Source organism: Alkalispirochaeta alkalica DSM 8900, from assembly GCF_000373545.1.
In the GTDB taxonomy this organism is placed as follows: Bacteria; Spirochaetota; Spirochaetia; order DSM-27196; family Alkalispirochaetaceae; genus Alkalispirochaeta; species Alkalispirochaeta alkalica.
In genome coordinates this window covers 62,203-80,923 of sequence record NZ_KB891736.1, presented here as the reverse complement: position 1 = coordinate 80,923, position 18,721 = coordinate 62,203, and the positions used below count along the sequence as shown (strand labels likewise).

General features: G+C 60.3%; 16 protein-coding genes. 9 read left to right on the top strand and 7 right to left on the bottom strand.

What is annotated here, in order from left to right:
- Positions 1 to 252: 252 nt before the first annotated feature.
- From B071_RS0111525 to B071_RS0111505, 5 genes are all read right to left on the bottom strand, one after another.
- Positions 253 to 1,884: a sensor histidine kinase gene (locus tag B071_RS0111525; RefSeq protein WP_018527236.1), complete on the bottom strand. Its 1,632-nt coding sequence runs from the start codon at positions 1,882 to 1,884 to the stop codon at positions 253 to 255.
- Between the two features lie 105 nt (positions 1,885 to 1,989).
- Positions 1,990 to 2,748, bottom strand: a complete 759-nt coding sequence (locus B071_RS0111520; RefSeq protein WP_018527235.1) for an NAD(P)H-hydrate epimerase — start codon at positions 2,746 to 2,748, stop codon at positions 1,990 to 1,992.
- A 10-nt stretch (positions 2,749 to 2,758) separates the two neighbouring features.
- Positions 2,759 to 3,655, bottom strand: a complete 897-nt coding sequence (locus B071_RS0111515) for an alpha/beta fold hydrolase (RefSeq protein ID WP_018527234.1) — start codon at positions 3,653 to 3,655, stop codon at positions 2,759 to 2,761.
- A gap of 18 nt (positions 3,656 to 3,673) precedes the next feature.
- Positions 3,674 to 4,306: a Crp/Fnr family transcriptional regulator gene (locus B071_RS0111510; protein WP_018527233.1), complete on the bottom strand. Its 633-nt coding sequence runs from the start codon at positions 4,304 to 4,306 to the stop codon at positions 3,674 to 3,676.
- 1 nt (position 4,307) lies between these two features.
- A complete protein-coding gene (locus B071_RS0111505; RefSeq protein WP_083914904.1) occupies positions 4,308 to 5,348 on the bottom strand; it encodes a cyclic nucleotide-binding domain-containing protein in 1,041 nt (346 codons plus the stop codon).
- Between the two features lie 94 nt (positions 5,349 to 5,442).
- Between B071_RS0111505 and B071_RS0111500 the strand changes: the two genes are divergently transcribed.
- From B071_RS0111500 to B071_RS18605, 8 genes are all read left to right on the top strand, one after another.
- On the top strand, positions 5,443 to 6,225 hold the full coding sequence (locus B071_RS0111500; RefSeq protein WP_018527231.1) for an ABC transporter permease: 783 nt from the start codon (positions 5,443 to 5,445) through the stop codon (positions 6,223 to 6,225).
- A gap of 133 nt (positions 6,226 to 6,358) precedes the next feature.
- Positions 6,359 to 7,171 carry an ATP-binding cassette domain-containing protein gene (locus B071_RS0111495; protein ID WP_018527230.1) on the top strand — a complete coding sequence of 271 codons (813 nt, stop codon included), beginning with the start codon at positions 6,359 to 6,361 and terminating at the stop codon, positions 7,169 to 7,171.
- A 30-nt stretch (positions 7,172 to 7,201) separates the two neighbouring features.
- Positions 7,202 to 8,257, top strand: a complete 1,056-nt coding sequence (locus tag B071_RS17345) for an MlaD family protein (protein WP_018527229.1) — start codon at positions 7,202 to 7,204, stop codon at positions 8,255 to 8,257.
- A complete protein-coding gene (locus B071_RS0111485; RefSeq protein WP_018527228.1) occupies positions 8,244 to 9,407 on the top strand; it encodes a tetratricopeptide repeat protein in 1,164 nt (387 codons plus the stop codon). Before B071_RS17345 ends, B071_RS0111485 begins: the two co-directional genes overlap by 14 nt.
- Positions 9,404 to 9,817 carry a hypothetical protein gene (locus B071_RS0111480; protein WP_157703200.1) on the top strand — a complete coding sequence of 138 codons (414 nt, stop codon included), beginning with the start codon at positions 9,404 to 9,406 and terminating at the stop codon, positions 9,815 to 9,817. Before B071_RS0111485 ends, B071_RS0111480 begins: the two co-directional genes overlap by 4 nt.
- Positions 9,818 to 9,820: 3 nt before the next feature.
- Complete coding sequence (locus B071_RS17340) at positions 9,821 to 10,750, top strand: M23 family metallopeptidase (protein WP_018527226.1); 930 nt, start codon at positions 9,821 to 9,823, stop codon at positions 10,748 to 10,750.
- A 1,338-nt stretch (positions 10,751 to 12,088) separates the two neighbouring features.
- A complete protein-coding gene (locus B071_RS0111465; RefSeq protein ID WP_018527224.1) occupies positions 12,089 to 14,698 on the top strand; it encodes a penicillin-binding protein 1A in 2,610 nt (869 codons plus the stop codon).
- A 38-nt stretch (positions 14,699 to 14,736) separates the two neighbouring features.
- Positions 14,737 to 15,243: a ParB N-terminal domain-containing protein gene (locus tag B071_RS18605; RefSeq protein ID WP_018527223.1), complete on the top strand. Its 507-nt coding sequence runs from the start codon at positions 14,737 to 14,739 to the stop codon at positions 15,241 to 15,243.
- A 138-nt stretch (positions 15,244 to 15,381) separates the two neighbouring features.
- Here the strand turns inward: B071_RS18605 and B071_RS0111455 are convergent, their stop codons facing one another.
- Positions 15,382 to 16,983: a P83/100 family protein gene (locus tag B071_RS0111455; protein ID WP_018527222.1), complete on the bottom strand. Its 1,602-nt coding sequence runs from the start codon at positions 16,981 to 16,983 to the stop codon at positions 15,382 to 15,384.
- A gap of 188 nt (positions 16,984 to 17,171) precedes the next feature.
- Here B071_RS0111455 and B071_RS0111450 point away from each other — a divergent pair, with 188 nt between their 5' ends.
- On the top strand, positions 17,172 to 17,945 hold the full coding sequence (locus B071_RS0111450) for a hypothetical protein (protein WP_018527221.1): 774 nt from the start codon (positions 17,172 to 17,174) through the stop codon (positions 17,943 to 17,945).
- A gap of 72 nt (positions 17,946 to 18,017) precedes the next feature.
- Here the strand turns inward: B071_RS0111450 and B071_RS0111445 are convergent, their stop codons facing one another.
- Positions 18,018 to 18,716: a queuosine precursor transporter gene (locus B071_RS0111445; protein ID WP_018527220.1), complete on the bottom strand. Its 699-nt coding sequence runs from the start codon at positions 18,714 to 18,716 to the stop codon at positions 18,018 to 18,020.
- Positions 18,717 to 18,721: the final 5 nt, after the last annotated feature.

The window sequence follows — 18,721 nt, the reverse complement described above, 5'->3', positions numbered from 1 at the left end:
CCTGGGAGATCACATCGCCCCGATCGCGGTACACTCGGAAGGAGGAACCCGGGAGTTCTGGACAGCCTCGAGACTCCCCCGGTGGGCAGGAGCGGGCGAAGGAGAGGGAAAGGTCGCCTGGCAGGACGAAGANGTTCCCCGGGGGCAACGGCTGGCGGGAACCGATTCCGGCCAGCAAATAAACAGGAGAGAGGGCGCCGATGCCCGGCTCCTGCAGAACCGCAGATCCGGNGAAACGCGCNCCCGCACACCCTAGTCCGAAGCAGGATCCTGGCTGGTGTGTGNCTGGGGTTCACAGCCCTCCCCGGAGCACACCAGCCCCGTGGCAAACTCCAGGGTCCAGACCGTCCCCCCTCCCGGTGCGGGCTCCCTNCCGAGGGAGCCCTTCAACTGGCCACTCAGACTCTCCAGCAGGGTCATTCCGAAGGAGCTGCGATCTTTCCGCCCTGTCTGGACCAGCACATTCCCCTGGAGGGAGCCGGGCCTGGCAGTACCATCCCCACCATCAGAAAGAGGGAAGAAGCCAACACCGTTGTCCGATACCTGAACGCGCACCGTCATCTCATCGGGAGCTGTCAGGCTAACGACGATCTCCCCGCCCTGGTGGCCCCGGGGAAAGGCGTGTTTCACGGCGTTCAGAACCAGCTCGCTCACGATCAGCCCGAAGGGAACGGCCCGATCCAGAAGGCATTCCACCGCCGGTGGCCCCTCGATGCGAAAGGTGATTTCCTGCTCCTCCCGGTAATAGCCGGTCTCGATTTCCTGAACCACCTGGTCGGCGTAGCTCATCAGATTTACCCGATCCAGGATCTCCGAGTTGTAGAGCGACTCGTGCACCGCCGAGAGCGCCAGGATCCTGGTGCGGAGACTGGCGAGTACCTCCTGCGCCTCCTGATGGAGGTCTTCGGCCTGGAGACTCATCAGACTCGAGACGAGCTGCATGTTGTTCTTTACCCGATGATGGAGCTCCCGCAGGAGGACCTGCTGCGTCTCGTTAGCCGCCAGGAGCTGGTGATACAACTGGGAATTGACGATCGCCACGGCGGCGTTATGAGCCAGGGCGGTCGCGACCTGTATATCCCCCTGGGAAAAGGGCGCGACCCTGGAGCGGTCCATGGTGAACATTCCCACTACCCGCCCCTCCTGAATCAGGGGAACCCCCAGCCAGGACCGGATGTGACCCGATTCGTACTTGCCCTCCTCGGTGAGGAAGAAGGGATACTCCAGGTGGATATCTTCCACTGCCACGGGGGTTTTCTCCTCGAGCACGACCACATTGGGGAAGCGCCGGTCCAGGGGGAACCTCAAGCCCACCACCTTTTCGGGGCTGGGAAAACCCCAGGCCTGGACAACCCGCAGGTGGTTGTCTTCCAGCAACTGCACCGACCCGGTGTCAAAATAGACACTGTCGGCCAGAAGCTTCATCGTGTCCTGATAGATCTGCCCCGGCTGGCGGATGGAGCTGTTCAACCGCACGGCCGACTCCAGAAGTGTCTGAAGCCTGACTGCCAGGCGGGTTGTCCGCAGTTCTCCATAATATCGTTCGGTGATATCGTGGGCGACGATGGAAACGCCNTGTACTCCCTGACCCCCGTCGTGAACGGGTGTGAGAAAAATCTCGAAATACCAGTTCCTGCCGTCTACCCGGTGCTGCTCCTCCAGAGAGAAGGCCTTCCCGGCCAGGGCCTGGAGGNACCGTTCGCGCCAGATATCCCGAGCCTCCCGGGGAAAGGCCTCAATCAGAGAATCCCCCTCGGAAATTCGCAGTCGAAAGAGCCGGAGAAGGAGGAGTTCAAAACTGCGATTACAGGCCAGCAAGCAGAAATCCCGGTCAAGAAAACACATGGCATCGGAATTGCTGTCCAGGAGGAGGCGAAGATTCATCTTCCTACAGACTACCCGAGGTTTTTTGGAATGGCAAGAAATATCACGAGTTCACGAGCCCCGAAGAGGCCAGATGGAACAACAAGGGATCTTCCGCCGGGAGCCTCAGAACGTCGTCTGGAGGGGCAACAGGAACCCTTCGTGGAACACGCAGGGGTGAGCCACAATCGCGATCCTGCGGTAAGCCCTGGCAGGAATCCCCGCGTCGGCCACAACGATTTCTCCGCAGGAAGCCCCCTGAAGCCCGGTTTTGGGCAGGGCCAGACACACCGTTCTGTCAGGTCGGAGCGCACCCTCTGCGACTACNCCCGTGGTGGCGTCGATCCCGCAGGGGATATCCAGGGAAAGCACCTCTCCTCCCCCCTGACGGGCATGGTTGATCCATTGGCATATCCGGGCTATTTTCGGGTTATCCAGCATCGAAGGACCGAGTGCGGGCAGGGCGTCCACAACCAGCCCCGCCTGCCGTGGCAGATCCACCGGCGACGATACCACGGGAGCACCCGTCTCCAGGAGAGCTCGCCACTGGTTCTCCCCTGCCGCTGCAAGTCCCGGAAACGAAGGCCCGTCGGGAAGATTCACCGCAAAAACCGTTACGGAGACCCCCCGGTTGGACAGATGCCTCGCCAGGACACACCCCACAGCGCCGGTCAGGGCCCCTCGCCCCGTGACGATCACCACCGGAAAGTCCCGCAGGTTCTCCCCGAGGCTGGCCGCAACGAAGGCGCTCCGTCCCAGGCTCTCCACAATCGCCGCTATTCCCGGAGCCTGGACCCGTTCAGCCACGGCAAGAAGCTGACGGGCCTCCGAGGCCGTTACTGCCGATACGAGATCTCCCCGGTGGGTCAAAAACAGACGACGCATTATCGGCTGATCACCCGTAGCGAGCCAGCACGTCCAGAAAGGCTTCCCGGGTCTTCCAGGGCGCCTCCGAGGCGGGNCAGTGACCGCAGTTCTCGACCACGATCCGCTTTGACGAGGGAAGTGCCTCCTGAAAGCGTGCCAGGGCCGATATATCGGTTACCTGGTCGTGATCACCCCACAGGACCGTTACGGGCGAACGGAGCTCCTGCAAGCGCTCGCCCAGCGGATCGTCCCCTTCCGAGAAGAGCCGGTCGAAGATCCGCGCCAGCATATCCCTTTTTGCATTGATCTCCAGCAGGGCTGTCCGTCTCAGGAACCCCGCCAGAGGCCGCGGCTGGTGATAGAGGGTATGCATCATGGTGTCCCACTCGGTCTCGTCTCGGGGGAGGAGGATATTCCGGCCCTGCCGGTAGTCTTCCCAGAACCTGGTCTGCTGCACCGGGCGAATACCGGCGGGATCAATCAGGACAACCGCCCGGCAGAGGTCGGGAATCTCACACGCCACAAGCCCGGCGATCATCGCCCCCAGGGAGGTTCCAATCAGGATAGGAGGCTGCCCCCAGCGAACCGCCAGCTCGCGAAGAAGCGAGACGCATACTCCTGCGTACCAGGAGGGGGTGTAGAGATCGCTTTCGTGGGGATCATGGCCCCCGAAACCGGGAAGATCCACGGCAACGATCTCCCGGTTCTCCGAAAGTTCCGGAAAAAACGAGAGCCACGACGAGCCATCGGTGCCGAACCCGTGAAAGAAGACCACGGGCACACCCAAAACCTGACCGCCCTTGCTCCGGACGTGGTACAGGGGCCAGGCCCTGCCCGAACCATCATGAATGATGCGGTAACGGGCCCGGGCAGCTCTGCGCCGTTTCAGGCGGTACAAACCCAGACGAAGCTGATCCCCCCACATCTCAGGGAAACTCCACGCTCATCCCTGCTCCCTGCGGCGACTTGCCACAAGACGCTGCAGGTCGTGGATGTTATTTACCACGATTTTGTCGGGGAAGACACTCATTCTGTTTTGCTTGACAAACTGGTTGACCACGGCCTTTACCCTCTCCGGTGGAAGACCTGCCCAATGGGCTACATCGTTCACCGTGACGGGGAACTCCCACCGATCCTGCTCCTGGTTCCGGGGATTCTGGCCCTCGAAAAACATGAGAAACACGTCGGCTACACGAGCCTGGACATCCTCGAGCTTGAGAATAAGGAAACGCCGCCGTTGATCGTGGATCCGTTTGACAAAAGTTTTCAGCAGAGTCAGCGCGATCTGGGGATTTCCCTGCATGAGGATCTCGAAGTTTGCCCGATTGAACTCCAGCAACGTGACCTTGTCCAGGGCGATCGCACTGGCACTACGGGGNGCCTCCTCGAGAATCGCCATTTCTCCAAAGAGTTCACCCGGATGCAGAATATCCACGGCCTTTTCCAGATCACCCATTACTTTGGTAATCTGGACGCGGCCCTCCTGGATCAGGTAGAAGGTATTGCCCGGTTCGTACTCGCAGAAGATCATCTGCCCCTTTGTGTAGGTCTTGGCAAAGCGGTCGAAAGCCCCCACGCTACCCCTCCATATCCTTCAGAGCCCGGTCGATTCTCCTGATCAGGGCAGGGTCGTCCTCACCCGAGGAGCGGGCCTTCCCGAGGAAGGCCTTCGCCTTGTCCCCGTTGCCGTTGCGGGCGTAACTTGCCCCAACGTAATAGAGTACCTCGGCCATTTGCGGAAGACGGGGAACCGCCTGAACAAGGCGGGAGAAATGGCGGACCGTAGCGGCGTAATCACCCTTGCCAAAGTAGGATCGACCCAGCTCGATTTTTGCTTTCAGAGCGTATTCTTCATCGTCGGGGTAGGCCGAGAGGAGCCGCTGAAAATGCTCGATCGCTCCCTCGAAGTCATCCCGGGAGAAGGCGCGCTCCCCCTCAAAAAAGAGTTTCGACGGAGACTCGGGACGGTTGTCCACGGATGATTTCCGGNTGCCCCCCGGGCTGGCCGAAAGATCCCCCCTCAGGGAAGCCTCTGCTTCCACGGCGCTGGCCTCACCGTGGCCCATTCGCTCCAGATTTTTCCGGGCTTCCTCGAGGTAGCGCCCCCGGGGATACAGCTCCTGATAGCGNCTCCAGATATACCGGGCATGATCAAAACGCCGGGTGCTGTAGTAGAAGAGCGCACTGTTGTGCAGCCCCTCCTCGGGATCCATCGTATCCTGCTGTTTCAGCATGGACGAGACCTTCCCGTGGATACGCCGCAACTGGGAAGAGAAGACCTTGAGCATCTTTACGATGATCCGGGTGTTGGCGCTTACGACCTGCTCGAACTCGGTCACGGAAAACTGGATGAGTTCTGCGTCGGTGGAGACCAGGGCATCTTCCTCGCGGGGATAGCGACCCAGCGCACTCCGAACCCCGAAAAACTCACCCGTTGTCACCAGATCGTGAATCTCCTGACCCGTCTCGATATCCTGGGAGCGCAGGACCACGCGGCCCGACTTCAGGATATAGATACGCTCGTCGGTATCACCGTGGAAATAGACAACTGAACTGGCTTTGTACCGGACTGACTTGGGCAAAGGTCCTCCCCTGGATGAACTGTAGCGACTTACCATTCAAAAATCAAGCACGAAACCCTGATGCCNCAACGATGGCCCTTGCCGGGGTCTTCCTCTTATCCTAGTATGAAAGCGAGGAATAGACCAGAAGATGATTTTCGAGACCGTGGGATCGCGGGTTTTTGCCACAGTACAGGATTTCTTCTACGCCATGGGCTACTGCTACAGGGTCCTGCGCGAAACCGTTCTCTTTTTTCTGAAGAAGCGATCCCGCCAGGTCCTGACCCTCCAGATTCTCTTCACCGGCGTGGAGGCCCTCCCCGTGATCGCCCTGCTCTCGCTTGGCCTGGGAGCCATCATCATCGTTCAGGGAGTGACCCTCCTGCCCCAGTTCGGACAGGGAGAACTGGTCTACGCGATCCTCATCACCGTGATCACCCGTGAGCTGGGGCCGATCCTCACCGCCTTCATCGTGACCGCCCGATCGGGAACCGCCATCTCCACGGAACTGGGAAACATGGTGGTCAGTCACGAGATCGAGGCCTACGTGGCGAACGGTATCGATCCCATCAGCTATCTCGTGGTCCCCCGGTTCCTCGGGGTGGTTGTCTCGGTTGTCCTGCTCAACCTCTATTTCAACCTCTTTGGTCTTCTCGGCTCCTTTCTGGTGACNTCCCTGATCACAACGATCCACGCCAGGGAGTATTTCTCCAACCTTCTCAACGCCCTGATCCTTCCGGATATCGCTATCTCCCTGGCCAAGAGCATCGCCTCGGGAGCGATCATATCCCTGGTAGCCACCTACTACGGGTTCAAGGTCGAACAGTCCTCTACGGAAGTGCCCGTCATGGCCATCCGGAGTGTGGGTCGCGGGTTCACCCTGATTATCACGGTGAACATGTTTCTTACTATCATCTACTATCTATGGATCTAGTATTATCCGTGGATCCAGCAGCTCTGGATTCGGCACCTGGGAGTTCAACATCCCTCTCGCCTGTGGTTCCAGCAACGGTGGATTCAGGGTGCCCCGGTGCGGGAGCGTGGCTCGCAGATTCAGGAGATCTCTCATGACTATAGAGCTCGAGAAGGCCTCGTTCGTGCATAATGGCGAAGCCCTGCTGCAGGAAACATCTCTCCGGATCGAGAGCGGANCCTGCGTCCTCGTCATGGGCCCGAGCGGTGCCGGAAAATCGCTCCTCCTGAAAATACTGGCCGGGATCATCCCTCTCAGCNCGGGCAGAATCCACCTCGACGGGAGGGACCTCCAGCAGATTTCCGACCGGGAACTCAGAAAGATGCGCACCCGTCAGGGCTTTGTGTTCCAGGATGCCGCACTGTGGCAGAATCTTTCCCTTCGCCAGAATCTCTCCCTCCCTCTCCAGTACAATACCCCACGCTTTCCCCCTGAAGAGATCGAGGCACGAATCGCCCATCTGGCAAAACGGATCGGTTTCTATCAGTCTCTCGACCTTCGTCCGGCTCGCCTTTCCAGCGGGAACCAGATGATGGCAGGAATCATGAGAGCACTCATNACACATCCCGATATCTGCTTCTTTGACGAGCCCAGCAATGGCCTGGACACCGCGACCCAGCAGAACCTCCTGGAGATTCTTCAGGACCTGAAAAGGCAGGGCAAAACCCTGGTGATTGCAAGCCACGACAGCACTATTGCCGCCCGGCTCGCCGACTGGTTCCTCCTGATCGACCGGGGCGAGGTGATCTTCTTTGACACGGCCCATAACAGCACCCGCGCCGGGAACCCCCGGGTTCGGGAAATACTCCAGGGCGTGCTGGGTTTGAGCACCGCCTACGATACTGATATACTTGGTATTCTGGGAGAAGAAATTCTGGGAGGGGAAGATGAAAGCCCCTTTGGCTGATCGGGGAGTTGCACTCCCGGGGAGGAACTGGTGAAGTTTCGCATTCGTTTCGCCCAGCAGGTGGTGGGGGTTTTTTCTCTGGGCGCTCTGCTGTTCATCGTCGGCATAATTGTCTCCATGGGTGCAAACCAGCGGTGGTTTGCCCGAAACTACGAGTTCTACAGTCTCTTTCCCACGGCAGAGGGGCTCAGCGTCGGCATGTCCATCAGATACAAGGGCTTTCCCATCGGCCGGATAACCGATATCTCTCTGGAAGAGCAGGACTACGTACGCGTCGATTTCTACGTCCAGGACACCTACAAGGATCGGGTCGTGCCAAACAGCGTTCTCCACCTGATCGCGAGCCCCCTGGGGCTGGGAAACCTCCTGGTCTTCTATCAGGGCAGGGATACCGCTACTCCTCTGGACGAACACAGCCTGGTGCCGGCGATCAACAGCTCCATGGGGCAGCGACTCGTTCAGGAGGGGCTCGTCCAGGTTCCTCCCGCCACGGACGAGATGGCCCGCATCATGGCCCAGATCGAACCCGCTCTGCGCAGTATGACCGAGCTGATGACCTCCCTGGACCAGACGATGCATCACGTGAATCTGGCCCTGGCGGGAGAGACAACGGAACCCCTGGGCCAGGCCCTGGCCCGGACGGTGATGATTCAGGCAGAGCTCGAGAAAACCCTGGCTGCCACACGAAAACCGACGCTCGATATTCTGGGAAGCACCGCCGTTATAGCGGGTAATCTGGAGCAGACCACGGCAGAACTTCAGGACCCCACGGGACTGATACCCCGCCTGCTCGACGCCGACGGGTCCATTACCACCTTTCTCAGGGACGACAACCGCATCTTTGACGAGATCGAGGAGATCCTGAAGAGCATTAACGCCTCCCTGTCCGAGGTCAACGAACTCGCGATCTTTGCAAACCAGTCGCAGCCCCAGATCGCCGGCATTCTTGAGGAGAGCCGCGAGACCCTGGGAATCACCCAGGATGTTCTGGAGGGCTTGAGCAATAATCCCCTGATACGACGGGGTATCCCCCCGGAGTTGCCCCAGCCGTCGACCTTCCGGAGTCACCGCGATGCACAGTTCTGAAAGAACCCTCAAGCCCCCCCGGAAGGGCTTNCTCCTCATCCGGGGGANCTCCCCTCTGAATCCCCTGCNGGGTGTTCCGATTNCCCTGGGTCTGATCATGATCGTTATGGCGGGAGTCCTGGGNGGGTGCGCTTCCAAACCGGCCACCCCGGAGTTTGAGACCGCCCGGAAAAACCAGGCGGCCCGCTACGCCGAGTTCGGCAACAAGCAACTCTCCCTGGGAAACTACGATCTTGCCCTGCGATTNTTTACACTGGCCCTGGAGCAGAACACCGCTGTAGACCACCTGCCGGGAATTGCCCAGGCCCAGAACTCCCTCGGCCGGGTNTACCTCGCTGTGGGGGATCTTCAGGAAGCNCGGGAACGGTTCGAGACAGCCCTGGACTTCGCCAGACTGGCCCAGGAGGCAGAACTGCAGATGCAGGCCCAGGTGAATCTGGGCGTGACCTTTCTGCAGTCGGGTGAGAGCCTCCAGGCCCGAACTTTTTTCCGCAGCGCCCTTGAAGCGGTAGAAGCTGGCCAGGCACCAGCCAGCGCGATCCTGTATCACAGCATTGCCACCCTCCACGCCCGGGAGGGGGCCTTTGAAACGGCCCGGGAGTATCTGGAAAAGGCCCGGGCCATGAACAAGGAACGAGGCCTCTGGGGAGAACTCGCGAGCAACCACTACATGCTGGCCTCGGTAGCATCGCGGCAGGGCCGGCACGAAGAAGCACTCCAGGAAGCGTACCAGGCCCTGACCTACGACAAGCGCGCAGAAAACAGCCCCGGAATCGCGGAGACCCTCTTTGCCCTGGGACGCATTCACGAAGGCCTCGCCCGGAATCACGAGGCCTACCAGTATCATCTGCGCGCCCTGCGGGTGTATCTGGCGATTCGCAACCGCTCGGGAGCGATCCGGTCCCTGGAGGCCCTGGAAGAGGTCGCCCTCAGCCTGGGCCGCGACGAGGAGGCCCTCTCGTTCCGCCAGCAGCGGAAACAGCTCCTCGCCCCGGCTGAGTCTTCCTCCATCCCCGAAGATGACTCTATCCTCGAAGAGGGCTCTTTCGGGGAAGGCATCGGGAACGGCCAGGAGGCAAGAAGAGGGGCTGGAAGCGGGACTGGTGAAGGCGGAAGCAAGACTGGTAAAGAGGAGACTGATTTCCCGTGAAACATACTGCGACAACGCTTCTGTGCGGGTATGGGATGCTCCTGCAGCGCGCATCCCGGGCTATCGCCACTCTGGCAGCTCTCGTTGTAGCGAGCGCCCTCACAACGGCACCCGTCTGGTTTCTGGCGACGAGAACCCCGCGCATCTTTAACGCCCTGGTACTGGCACTTCTGCTGGCCGGGGGTGCGCTGGTCTATCGGCAGCGGTACCGTTCCCGCCTCGCCAGGGAAAGCGAAAAAGCAGGAAAGGCCCCCCTGCCTCTGAGAGGGATGACTCTTCTGGCTGTGGTCCTGCTCCTGACCGGACTCGTCCGAAGTTCCCCCGCCCCGGCTCTGGCGGGAGCGCTTCTCCTCTCGGGGCGTATCGCCTGGGGCTTGGGGTCTCCACGGAGGCATCCCGGGAGGTTCTGATCCATGCACTGTCCTTCCCCCGTCCAGAGAGGTCCCGCTCCGGCTCTCTTCGTTGCCCTGATCGTCCTGCTGACGGGAACAGCAGCGCTCCTGCCTGCCCAGGAGACGATCCTCCGTCTGGACAGGGATGACCCGATCTACCTGCAACATCAGGAGATCCTCGCCGAATACCGGGACAACCGGTCCCGGGGCGAAGCCCCTCCGCCCTTGCAGATCCTGCGGTACCTTCCATCCCGGGAAGACACCCTCTTCTCGGTTGCTTCCAGCCTGATGCTTCCCTACAGCTCGATCGCCACCCTGAACCGGCTCTCCCGCCCCGTGATCGCTCCGGGGAAACCTCTCTATATCCCTTCCCGGCCGGGGCTGTTCCTTCCTCCTCACCCCGAGACCCCTCTGGAAGAAGAGATGATCCGGCGGTTGTCAGAGGCACCACAGAGCCGGGAGATGATTGTTCCCGATTCGGGAGAGAGGGACCCCCTCTCCCGACTTCTCAAGTTCGTCCCGCAGGAGGATTTTACTCGCCGCGAGCGGGACCTCTTCCTCCGCCCGGCCTTCCGCAACCCCCTTCCCGAAGGAGTCTTCTCCTCTCCCTACGGTTATCGCCGTCACCCCATGACGGGGGCCCGGTCCTTTCACCGTGGCCTGGATATTGCAGCACCCTTTGGTCGACCCGTCCGTTCCAGCGCCGACGGTGTGGTCGCATCCGTAGAGCGAGACCCCCTCTACGGACTCTCCGTGAGAGTTCACCACGGCGGGGATTACACCTCGGTCTACGCTCACTTGCAGGAAGCTCTGGTGAAACCGGGAGCATCCGTTGCAGCTGGCGAGCGTCTGGGTACTGTGGGAAGCACCGGATTCTCCACGGGGCCTCACCTCCATTTCGAGATTCTTCACCGGGGAACTCCCCTGGATCCGGAGCCCTTAATCCAATGAAACAGACCGGAAGGCTTTCATTCCCGATCCCCGGAATTCTCCCTGCCACAGTTCTTCTGACCCTGTATTCCCTCTTCCCGGTGCAGGGGCAGGCCCTCCGCGGTGAGGTTACAGCGATGGAAACAATTTCATCAGCCGAGCCGATGGAGTTTCACCTTGAAGGGGGAACCGTGGTATTGCTTCTGGGCCAGGAAGATTTTCCCTACCTCCAGGGTCTTCGCATCACCGCAGCCCCCCTGCCCCGAGGGTATCCTCCCGGCGGGTTTTCCCTGCTGGTCTTCGGTGACGTCGATCCTCCCCCGAAGGAACTCCTGGAGGACACGCCCGGGTATGTTTCGTTATCCGGNCGCAGGCTCGCCCGGATTCCTCTGCACCCCGGCCNCAGCGAGACCGTAACGATCGGGATTACCTCATCCCGCCCCGCCACAGGCGAAACCATCCCTGCCCTGGACGACGTTTCAGCCACGGCAGATCTCTCCCGGGGTGCTCTGGCCCTCCAGATGGTACCCGCAGCGAAGGGNTTCCTCCCGGGCCGGGGAGACTACTCCCACCTCCTGCGGGTAGAACCGGTCGTTCCTCCCCTCGGAGGGGTTGTTATTGATCTGGACGGGGATGAAGCGTTGCTGGAAGAANCACGCCCCCTCCTCTCTCTCAGCCTGGAGGGGAGGGAGATTTTNCCTGGCNCCCTCTCCTTTCTTGCTCCCGGCATATATCAACTTGAGGCCCGGGCCGGCCAGTACCTGAAACACCTTCAGAACGTAGGGGTCGAGAGGGCCACCACCACCAGGATTATCCTGGAACCCCACGAGCCACGTTCGTTTCTTGTCTTTCGGCTTCCCTCGGTGGCCGAGGTNTTNCTCGATGGAGAACTCCTTCCCCTCCACGNAGAANCCCCGCTGGAACGGCCTCCCGGGCGCTACATGCTCTTTATCGGTCTGGGTGATTTCTTTATCAGCAGATCGGTTCTTCTCAAACCCCACAAGCGCTACGAGGTGGGGCTGGATCTGGATGTTCTGATCGAAGAACGCTGAAGTTTCGGCATGTGCTAAAGTCGGCTCCGGCGAGAGACGATAAAGATACCATCGGAGCCCGGGATAGTTCCCCTCCCAGTTTACTATATCGGGCCGATGCTCTTGGCCGGTTCTGCCGAACCGGTCATTTTTTTCTCCCTGTGAATTATCCCCTGTGATCTCNCGTTCTGTGTTTCGTCACTCCTCTCCGCTCCCGATCACTGCCCCGAAACAGGCGNGGCACATATCTGTCCCCGATCCCGGCCTCGCNGCCGGAGGAGTCCGGTTAATGTTGACACGAACTTGTATTCGTCCGTAGAGTCTCCCTATGGACCGAAGACTTAAAACTGCCCTGGCCATTCTTATTGGCGTGCTGGCAACAGCCGTTCTCGCCATGGGCGTCGTCACCGGATTGGCAATCGCATCGATAGAAAATATCAGGGACCTGGAGAGCCTGCACGATCAGGAATCGGCCCTTCCGTCGCAGATTCTCGACCGCCACGGGAGACTTATCACGGAGTTCTTTTCCGACGAGAACCGGGAGCTCATCACCATTGATGAACTGCCCCGCCATCTGATTTACGCCCTTATTACCCGGGAAGACCAGACCTTCTTCGACCACCGGGGGTTCAGCATCCGGGGAACCACCCGGGCAGCGTGGAACCTGGTAACAAACCGCTACGTCTCCGGAGGGTCCACCCTGACCCAACAGCTCGCGGGGCACCTCTACGCCGACCGGAACGATTTCTCACTCTACCGAAAGGTCGTAGAACTCTGGTGGGCCCTGCAGCTCGAACGACACTGGACAAAGTACGAGATACTCGAAGCCTACCTGAACAGGATGTGGTTTGGCCACGGAAACTACGGGGTTGAGGCAGCGAGCCAGTTCTTCTTCGGCCACTCGGCCCGGGACCTCACTGTAGCAGAATCGGTCATGCTCGTGATCCAGCTGGCNAATCCTTCGCTCTATTCCCCCATCCGGCGTCCCAACCAGGCCCGGAACATGCAGCGGGTGATCNTGAACAGGATGGTCGATCTTGGCTACGCCACCCAGGACGAGGTCGACCTGAGCATGGAGCAATACTGGTCCACCTACGATTTTACCAGGGCCAATACCTCCACAGCTTTTTTCGAGCGCGAAGACCGGGCCCCCTTCTTCTCCGAGTACATTCGCTACGAACTGGAAAACCGTTANCTCCTGGGGACGCTTAACGTCAATACCGACGGCTACGTGGTTCATACAACGCTGGACCTGGACTTTCAGGAAGCAGCCGATCGTCACGTCAGAACGGGGCTCGCCCGGGCAAACAGCGTGTACCGCCAGAACATCGCCTCCCGCGTCTCCCGNGGGGATGACCTCGTTCCGGTTATCGAGCTCCTCGCTCTCGGCTTTGACGCCCCCAACCTGCAAGTTGGTCACTCGAAGCAACGACATCGAGCCCGCCAGGAATACCAGGAAGAGATAAATCCCCTGATCGATGCGATCACCCTGCTCTTTGGCACCGGGCAGGACCCGCTCCGCCACGCCACACGGGAATCTTACGCACGAAGGCGAACTTCTTCACTGCGCTCAACCGTAGAGGGTGCCCTGATCACACTGGAAAACGATACGGGCCATATCATGGCTATGGTAGGAGGGCGCGAGTTTGAATCGCGGAACCAGTTCAACCGGGCCTTGAGCGGAGCTCTGGAACCGGGGTCGGCCTTCAAGCCCCTGTACTACGCCGCAGCGATCGATCAGAGAGTGATCACACCGGCAACCATGATCTACGACGCCCCCATGGTCTTTACCGCTGACAACGGAGAACCCTACGCACCACGGAACTTCCGGGGCGAGTGGGTGGGCCCCGTCCTGGCCCGTTACGCCCTGGCCAGGTCCATGAACGTCCCCTCGGTGAAGATCTTCGACATGGTGGGATTTTCCGCTGGTCTGGATATTCCCGCCCGCCTCCTGGGCATCCCCGAGGCTGAACGATCCGCCCGGGGCTTCGAGCGACGTTACCCTGTCTCCCTGGGGACAGTTCAGGTTTCACCGATCGAGATGGCTAGTGCCTACAGCGCCCTGGCGAGCCAGGGAAGGCGCCGGACTCCTCTGGGAATCCGGTATATTGAGGACAGAACGGGCCGCGTTATCCTGGAGCCCGAGGCAGAAGTTCGCCGCGAGGACCGCAGAACCGGTGCTCATCAACCGATCATCAGCCCCCAGGCGGCCTATGTCATCACCGATATGCTTCAGACCACCGTCACCAGCGGGACCCTGCGGTACGCCCGAAATATGGCGGGGGGCTTCGATCACCCCACGGCAGGAAAAACGGGNACTACCCAGAACTGGCGAGCCGCCTGGACCGTGGGATATACCCCCTACTACACCACCGCTGTCTGGTTCGGTTTTGACCGGGGTGGAACAAACAGCCTGGGCGTGAACCAGACCGGAGCTATCACCACCGGGCCTGTCTGGGGACAGTACATGAAAGACATCCACCGGGGACTTCCNTCCCGGGAGTTTGTCCGCCCCGATGGCATTGTCGAGGCAACCGTTACGGCGCGACAGGGTCTTCTGCCTCCAGCGGACTATTCAGGCCGAACAATCCGGGAGGTCTTCATCGCAGGAACACAGCCCACCCAGTTCGACCGGAGCGAGCAGTTTGCACAGCAGCAGGCTCCTGAGCTGGTAAGCCGCCTCCGGACATCCCTGGACCGGGCAAGCTTCTCCCTGGACAGCTCGGGTCCTGCCCTGCATCGCCAGCTTGATCTCAGCCTGGATCTTTCCCCCGAAGGCCGCCGGGAGCGGACGGCCGGGCGGGTTATCATCCCCGAGGATTCTGATGAGGANGACNTGGATGGCGATGAAATACCGCTGAACATACTCCGGGATCAACTTGATCTTGCACCCGCTCCGTGGGATGATGGAGGCGGGGTGAATCCCNTGCTGGACTAACCCCCGATGGATCAGCTGGAGATAAGGGAGCGAACCACATGAGCGACAGGGAAGTAAGACGGGTAGCTGTCTCATCGATACGAACACGAAACCGGACGCGGCAGGATTTGGGAAACCTCGATTCACTCGCTGCGAGCCTCCGCAAGAACGGCCTCCTCCATCCCCTGGTGGTCACGGAAGATCTGACGCTGATCGCCGGACACCGCCGTCTGGAAGCCGCCCGCTTGCTCGGCTGGCAGGAGATCGACTGCACTGTTCTTTCCGGCAACACCCAGGAGGAGCTCCTCCAGATGGAACTCGACGAGAACGCCGTTCGCAAGGAGTTCACCAGCGACGAGATGGCTGACGCGCTTTTGAGACTTGACCGCATCCGCAACCCCTCGGGGCTGAAACGCCTTGGGCGATACCTGGCTGGCCTGGGTAGCCGAATCTGGCACGCCATAACGGCTCCGTTCCGTTTTTTGTCGCGCCTCGGGGTTTCGCGCCGCGGGAAGACCTCCGAGGATGAGGCGGAAGAAATCCTTCCCCCCACCCCCGAGGAATAGCGGTAGCGAGCTCTGCGGGGCGTCCCAGGAATATCCGGGGGGAGCGCCCCCTCAAGGCCCGGCACCGCCCCACCCCTTTCCGTGCACCCAATCAGCTACGGTGCAGGGGGGCTCCCGATCCTNCCGGGCCCCCTGGTGTTACTGGAGTCTCAGAAGACGCAGGTCTCCCTGAACTCCCTGAACCAGCACCTGATCCCCCCGCACGACAATGTCGGTGTCGGGATTCACCGCATCGGCCGAACGGCGAAGAAGAACGAGCCCCGAGTCAAACTCGCCTACAAAGGCAGCCCCCTCCTCTTCGATCACCGTGAGAATTGCATCGCCCTGGACCACGATCCTGCTCCCGGGCCTCACGGAACGCTCGCTCTCGGCNCGCACNGCGAGCGATGCCGGNTCCAGAAGAAGCATTCGTCTGGTCCCCCGATGAACTACCAGTANCCCGNCCCGATACTCCAGAACGTGACGCCCTGCCAGNGGAACGATCTGTCGCTCCTCCAGGGCAGGACCATCAAGATTCACCACGGCGATCTCGTAGCCACCCCGTCCGTCGGACAGGACAAAGGGAACCAGCTCCGGCGGAGCGNCCCTCTCNCTCAACGCAGCCTGGTCCCGGGCAGTTTCCTGATAGAGTTCCTCGAGCTGATCCACCAGGACCTCGAGTTCNTCCTCCTCGGCCTGGAGGACTTCCTCCCGCCGGTCNAGAGCNTCCTCACGCTCCCGGAGAAGCTCCTCTTCGTCTCTGTCTACCTCATCAGTCAAAGAAATCCGGGGCTCGGCCTCTTCGGGATCATCAGGCTCTTCCCCGATCTCTCCGGGCGGGGCCTCCCCGGGGATCGGGGCAGCGGGGGTGACCTGGGGGAGCTCTTCATCGGGTTCAACCTCCGGCTGAGGCTCACGGTCTTCCTGCAGATCCTCTCTTCTGAGAGCGATCTCTTCCCGCTCTTCCTCAATAGCGGCCCGCTCCCGGGATATCTCATCGAGACGAACTTCTACCACCCGTTCGATGAACTCGATGATCGCCTTACGTTCATCGATACCCAGATCGGCCCGGCTCCGGAGATCTCCAATAACGGCGGGCCCCACAAGCTGCCCGGGGTCGACCGCATCGAGATCACCGGGACCACGGTCGCCTCTCAAGGGAATTACCATCTGCGTCATGCCGGGCCACTCCCGGTAGGAAAGCGCAATGCCGACNCGCTCCGGGTCGAGCGATTCTGTCACAGCCTCGCGGTAGCGGGCCTCAAANAAGGCCATGTCGCCACGATGAACGGCGTTGTAAATCGTGATGAACCGGGCCAGGAGATCCGCATCGCCACGCTGGTACCCCCAGGCTCCCACGAGGAACCCCGAGAGGATGCGGCGCACATTTTCGATGTGATCAACCCTCGCATCGGGGGAAAATTCCATGATATCAGCAGCACGTCGCCGGTCCAGGGGATCTCCGATGACACGCCGAAGAATGTAGCGGTTGAAATAATTAAAGGTACCCTCCCCTGTGGCCTCCTGACCCAGGGCAGACCCGATACCGCGTATGGCCTGGTCGCTGTCGAACTGCTGGACCTCTCCCTGGAAGCTTTCAAACTCGATATCNGCTCCCGAGACCGCCTCCAGCTCGGAACGATCAATCTCCAGAGCAGAAACCCCGGGAAGCGAGGGCGAGACCAGGGAAAGAGGAAGCGCAGCAACACCCCCCAAAAACAAAAAGACCGGGAAAACGAAAGGGAGCCGTCGAATTTTCATAACACCAGTCAGTATAACCCATCTACTGACATTTCCACTACCTTTACGAGGCAAGCGTCCCGGAATATAAACATACGGCAGGCAGGCAGGCAGGCAGGCAGGCAGGCAGGCAGAATAATTTACCACAGGGCTTGAGAAATCCCGCCGACGGGCTTCTTTTCCCGCGTCAGAAGGCGTATACTGCCGCCATGTTTGGCTTCCTGATAAAGAAATCCTTTTTTGATCTCTGGGATAATTTCCTGCCCGTGATGCTTCTGAACCTGGGGTTCATCGCCGTGGTGGCGCTCCCGATCCTTCTTCCCGCAGCAGTGGCTCCCTACGGCGCCGCCGCCGGTATAAGCGCCCTGGTGGTCGGAGTTTTTCTGGTCTTCTGTTACATCGGAGGAATGGCAGGCGTTGCCCGAGCAATTGTCGACTACGAAAGCCTGGAATGGAGTTCCTTTTTCTCCCCCCTGCGACAGTTCCTTCCGGTGACACTCTCCCTGGGGGCAGCTGTGATACTCCACGTTGCACTGTTGCTGGTGGCCGTCCCGGTCTACACAGCCCTGGGAAATCTCTTCAGCATCTTTGCCCTGGCGATTCTGTTCTGGATGTCGCTTATCTGGTGGCTTGCCCTTCAGTACGTCCTGCCCGTGCGGGCCAGGCTCACGGGACAGCCCCTGGCTGTCCTGAAGAAATCCTTCCTGCTTACCCTGGACAACACCTTCTTCACCATCGCCATTGCCCTGGGCGCCGCCGTAATCGCTCTGCTCTCGACTTTTACGGCCTTCTTGCTTCCCGGCGCAGCGGGGATCGCCCTCTGGTACCAGGCGGCGCTGAAGCTCCGGCTGTACAAATACGATCACCTGGAAGAAACCGGGAACCCCAAATCCCCAATCCCCTGGGATGCGCTCCTCTACGAAGACCGGGAACGGATCGGCAAGCGAACACTGCGGGGAATGATCTTTCCCTGGAAAGAGTAGTCCCGAAAAATCGTTCCGATACCCGGGCCCTCCAGGCTCCCGGCAGACGCCGGGAGCGGAGCCGATCGGGTCTTATTCCTCACCCGACGCGGGGCTCGCGCCTTCCTGCGGACGCAGGGCCAGAGCGAGATAGAGAAACGGTGTATCCAGGAGCGCCACCACAAGCTTGAACAGATAGGTGGTTATCACGATCTCCACCATCACCCCCGCCGGGAAAACACCCAGGAAAGCGATCAGGGTGAACACCAGGCTGTCTATAAGCTGGCTCACACCGGTACTCAGGTTGTTCCTGAGCCAGAGCGGGCCGGGAAAACGCTTCTTCCAGAACTGAAACGCCCAGATGTCGTGGGACTGGCTCACCAGATATGCAGCAAGACTGGCCAGAACAATCCGGGGAAGCAGTCCAAACAGCGCTACCAGGTGAAGTTGCATCTCGTCCGAGGGAGCCGGGGCAAAGAGAAGAGCCAGCTGCATCAGGACCGTGAAGGCCAGGATCGAGAAGAATCCGATCCAGACACCCCGGGTGGCGCACTTCTTCCCAAACCGTTCCGAGAGAATATCCGTGGCCAGGAAGGATCCGGCGTAGACAATATTCCCCAAGGTAGCGGTCATCCCGAAGAGAATCACCGTCTTGCTCACCTGAAGATTCGCCGTAATTCCGGCGATCGCGATCCAGACCAGGAGACCTGGCTTCCCCCAAAAATACCAGGCCAGGATGATAAGACCAAAGTTCAGCACCAACAGGGCCAACCAGAGCAGTTCATTTGTCATAGGCT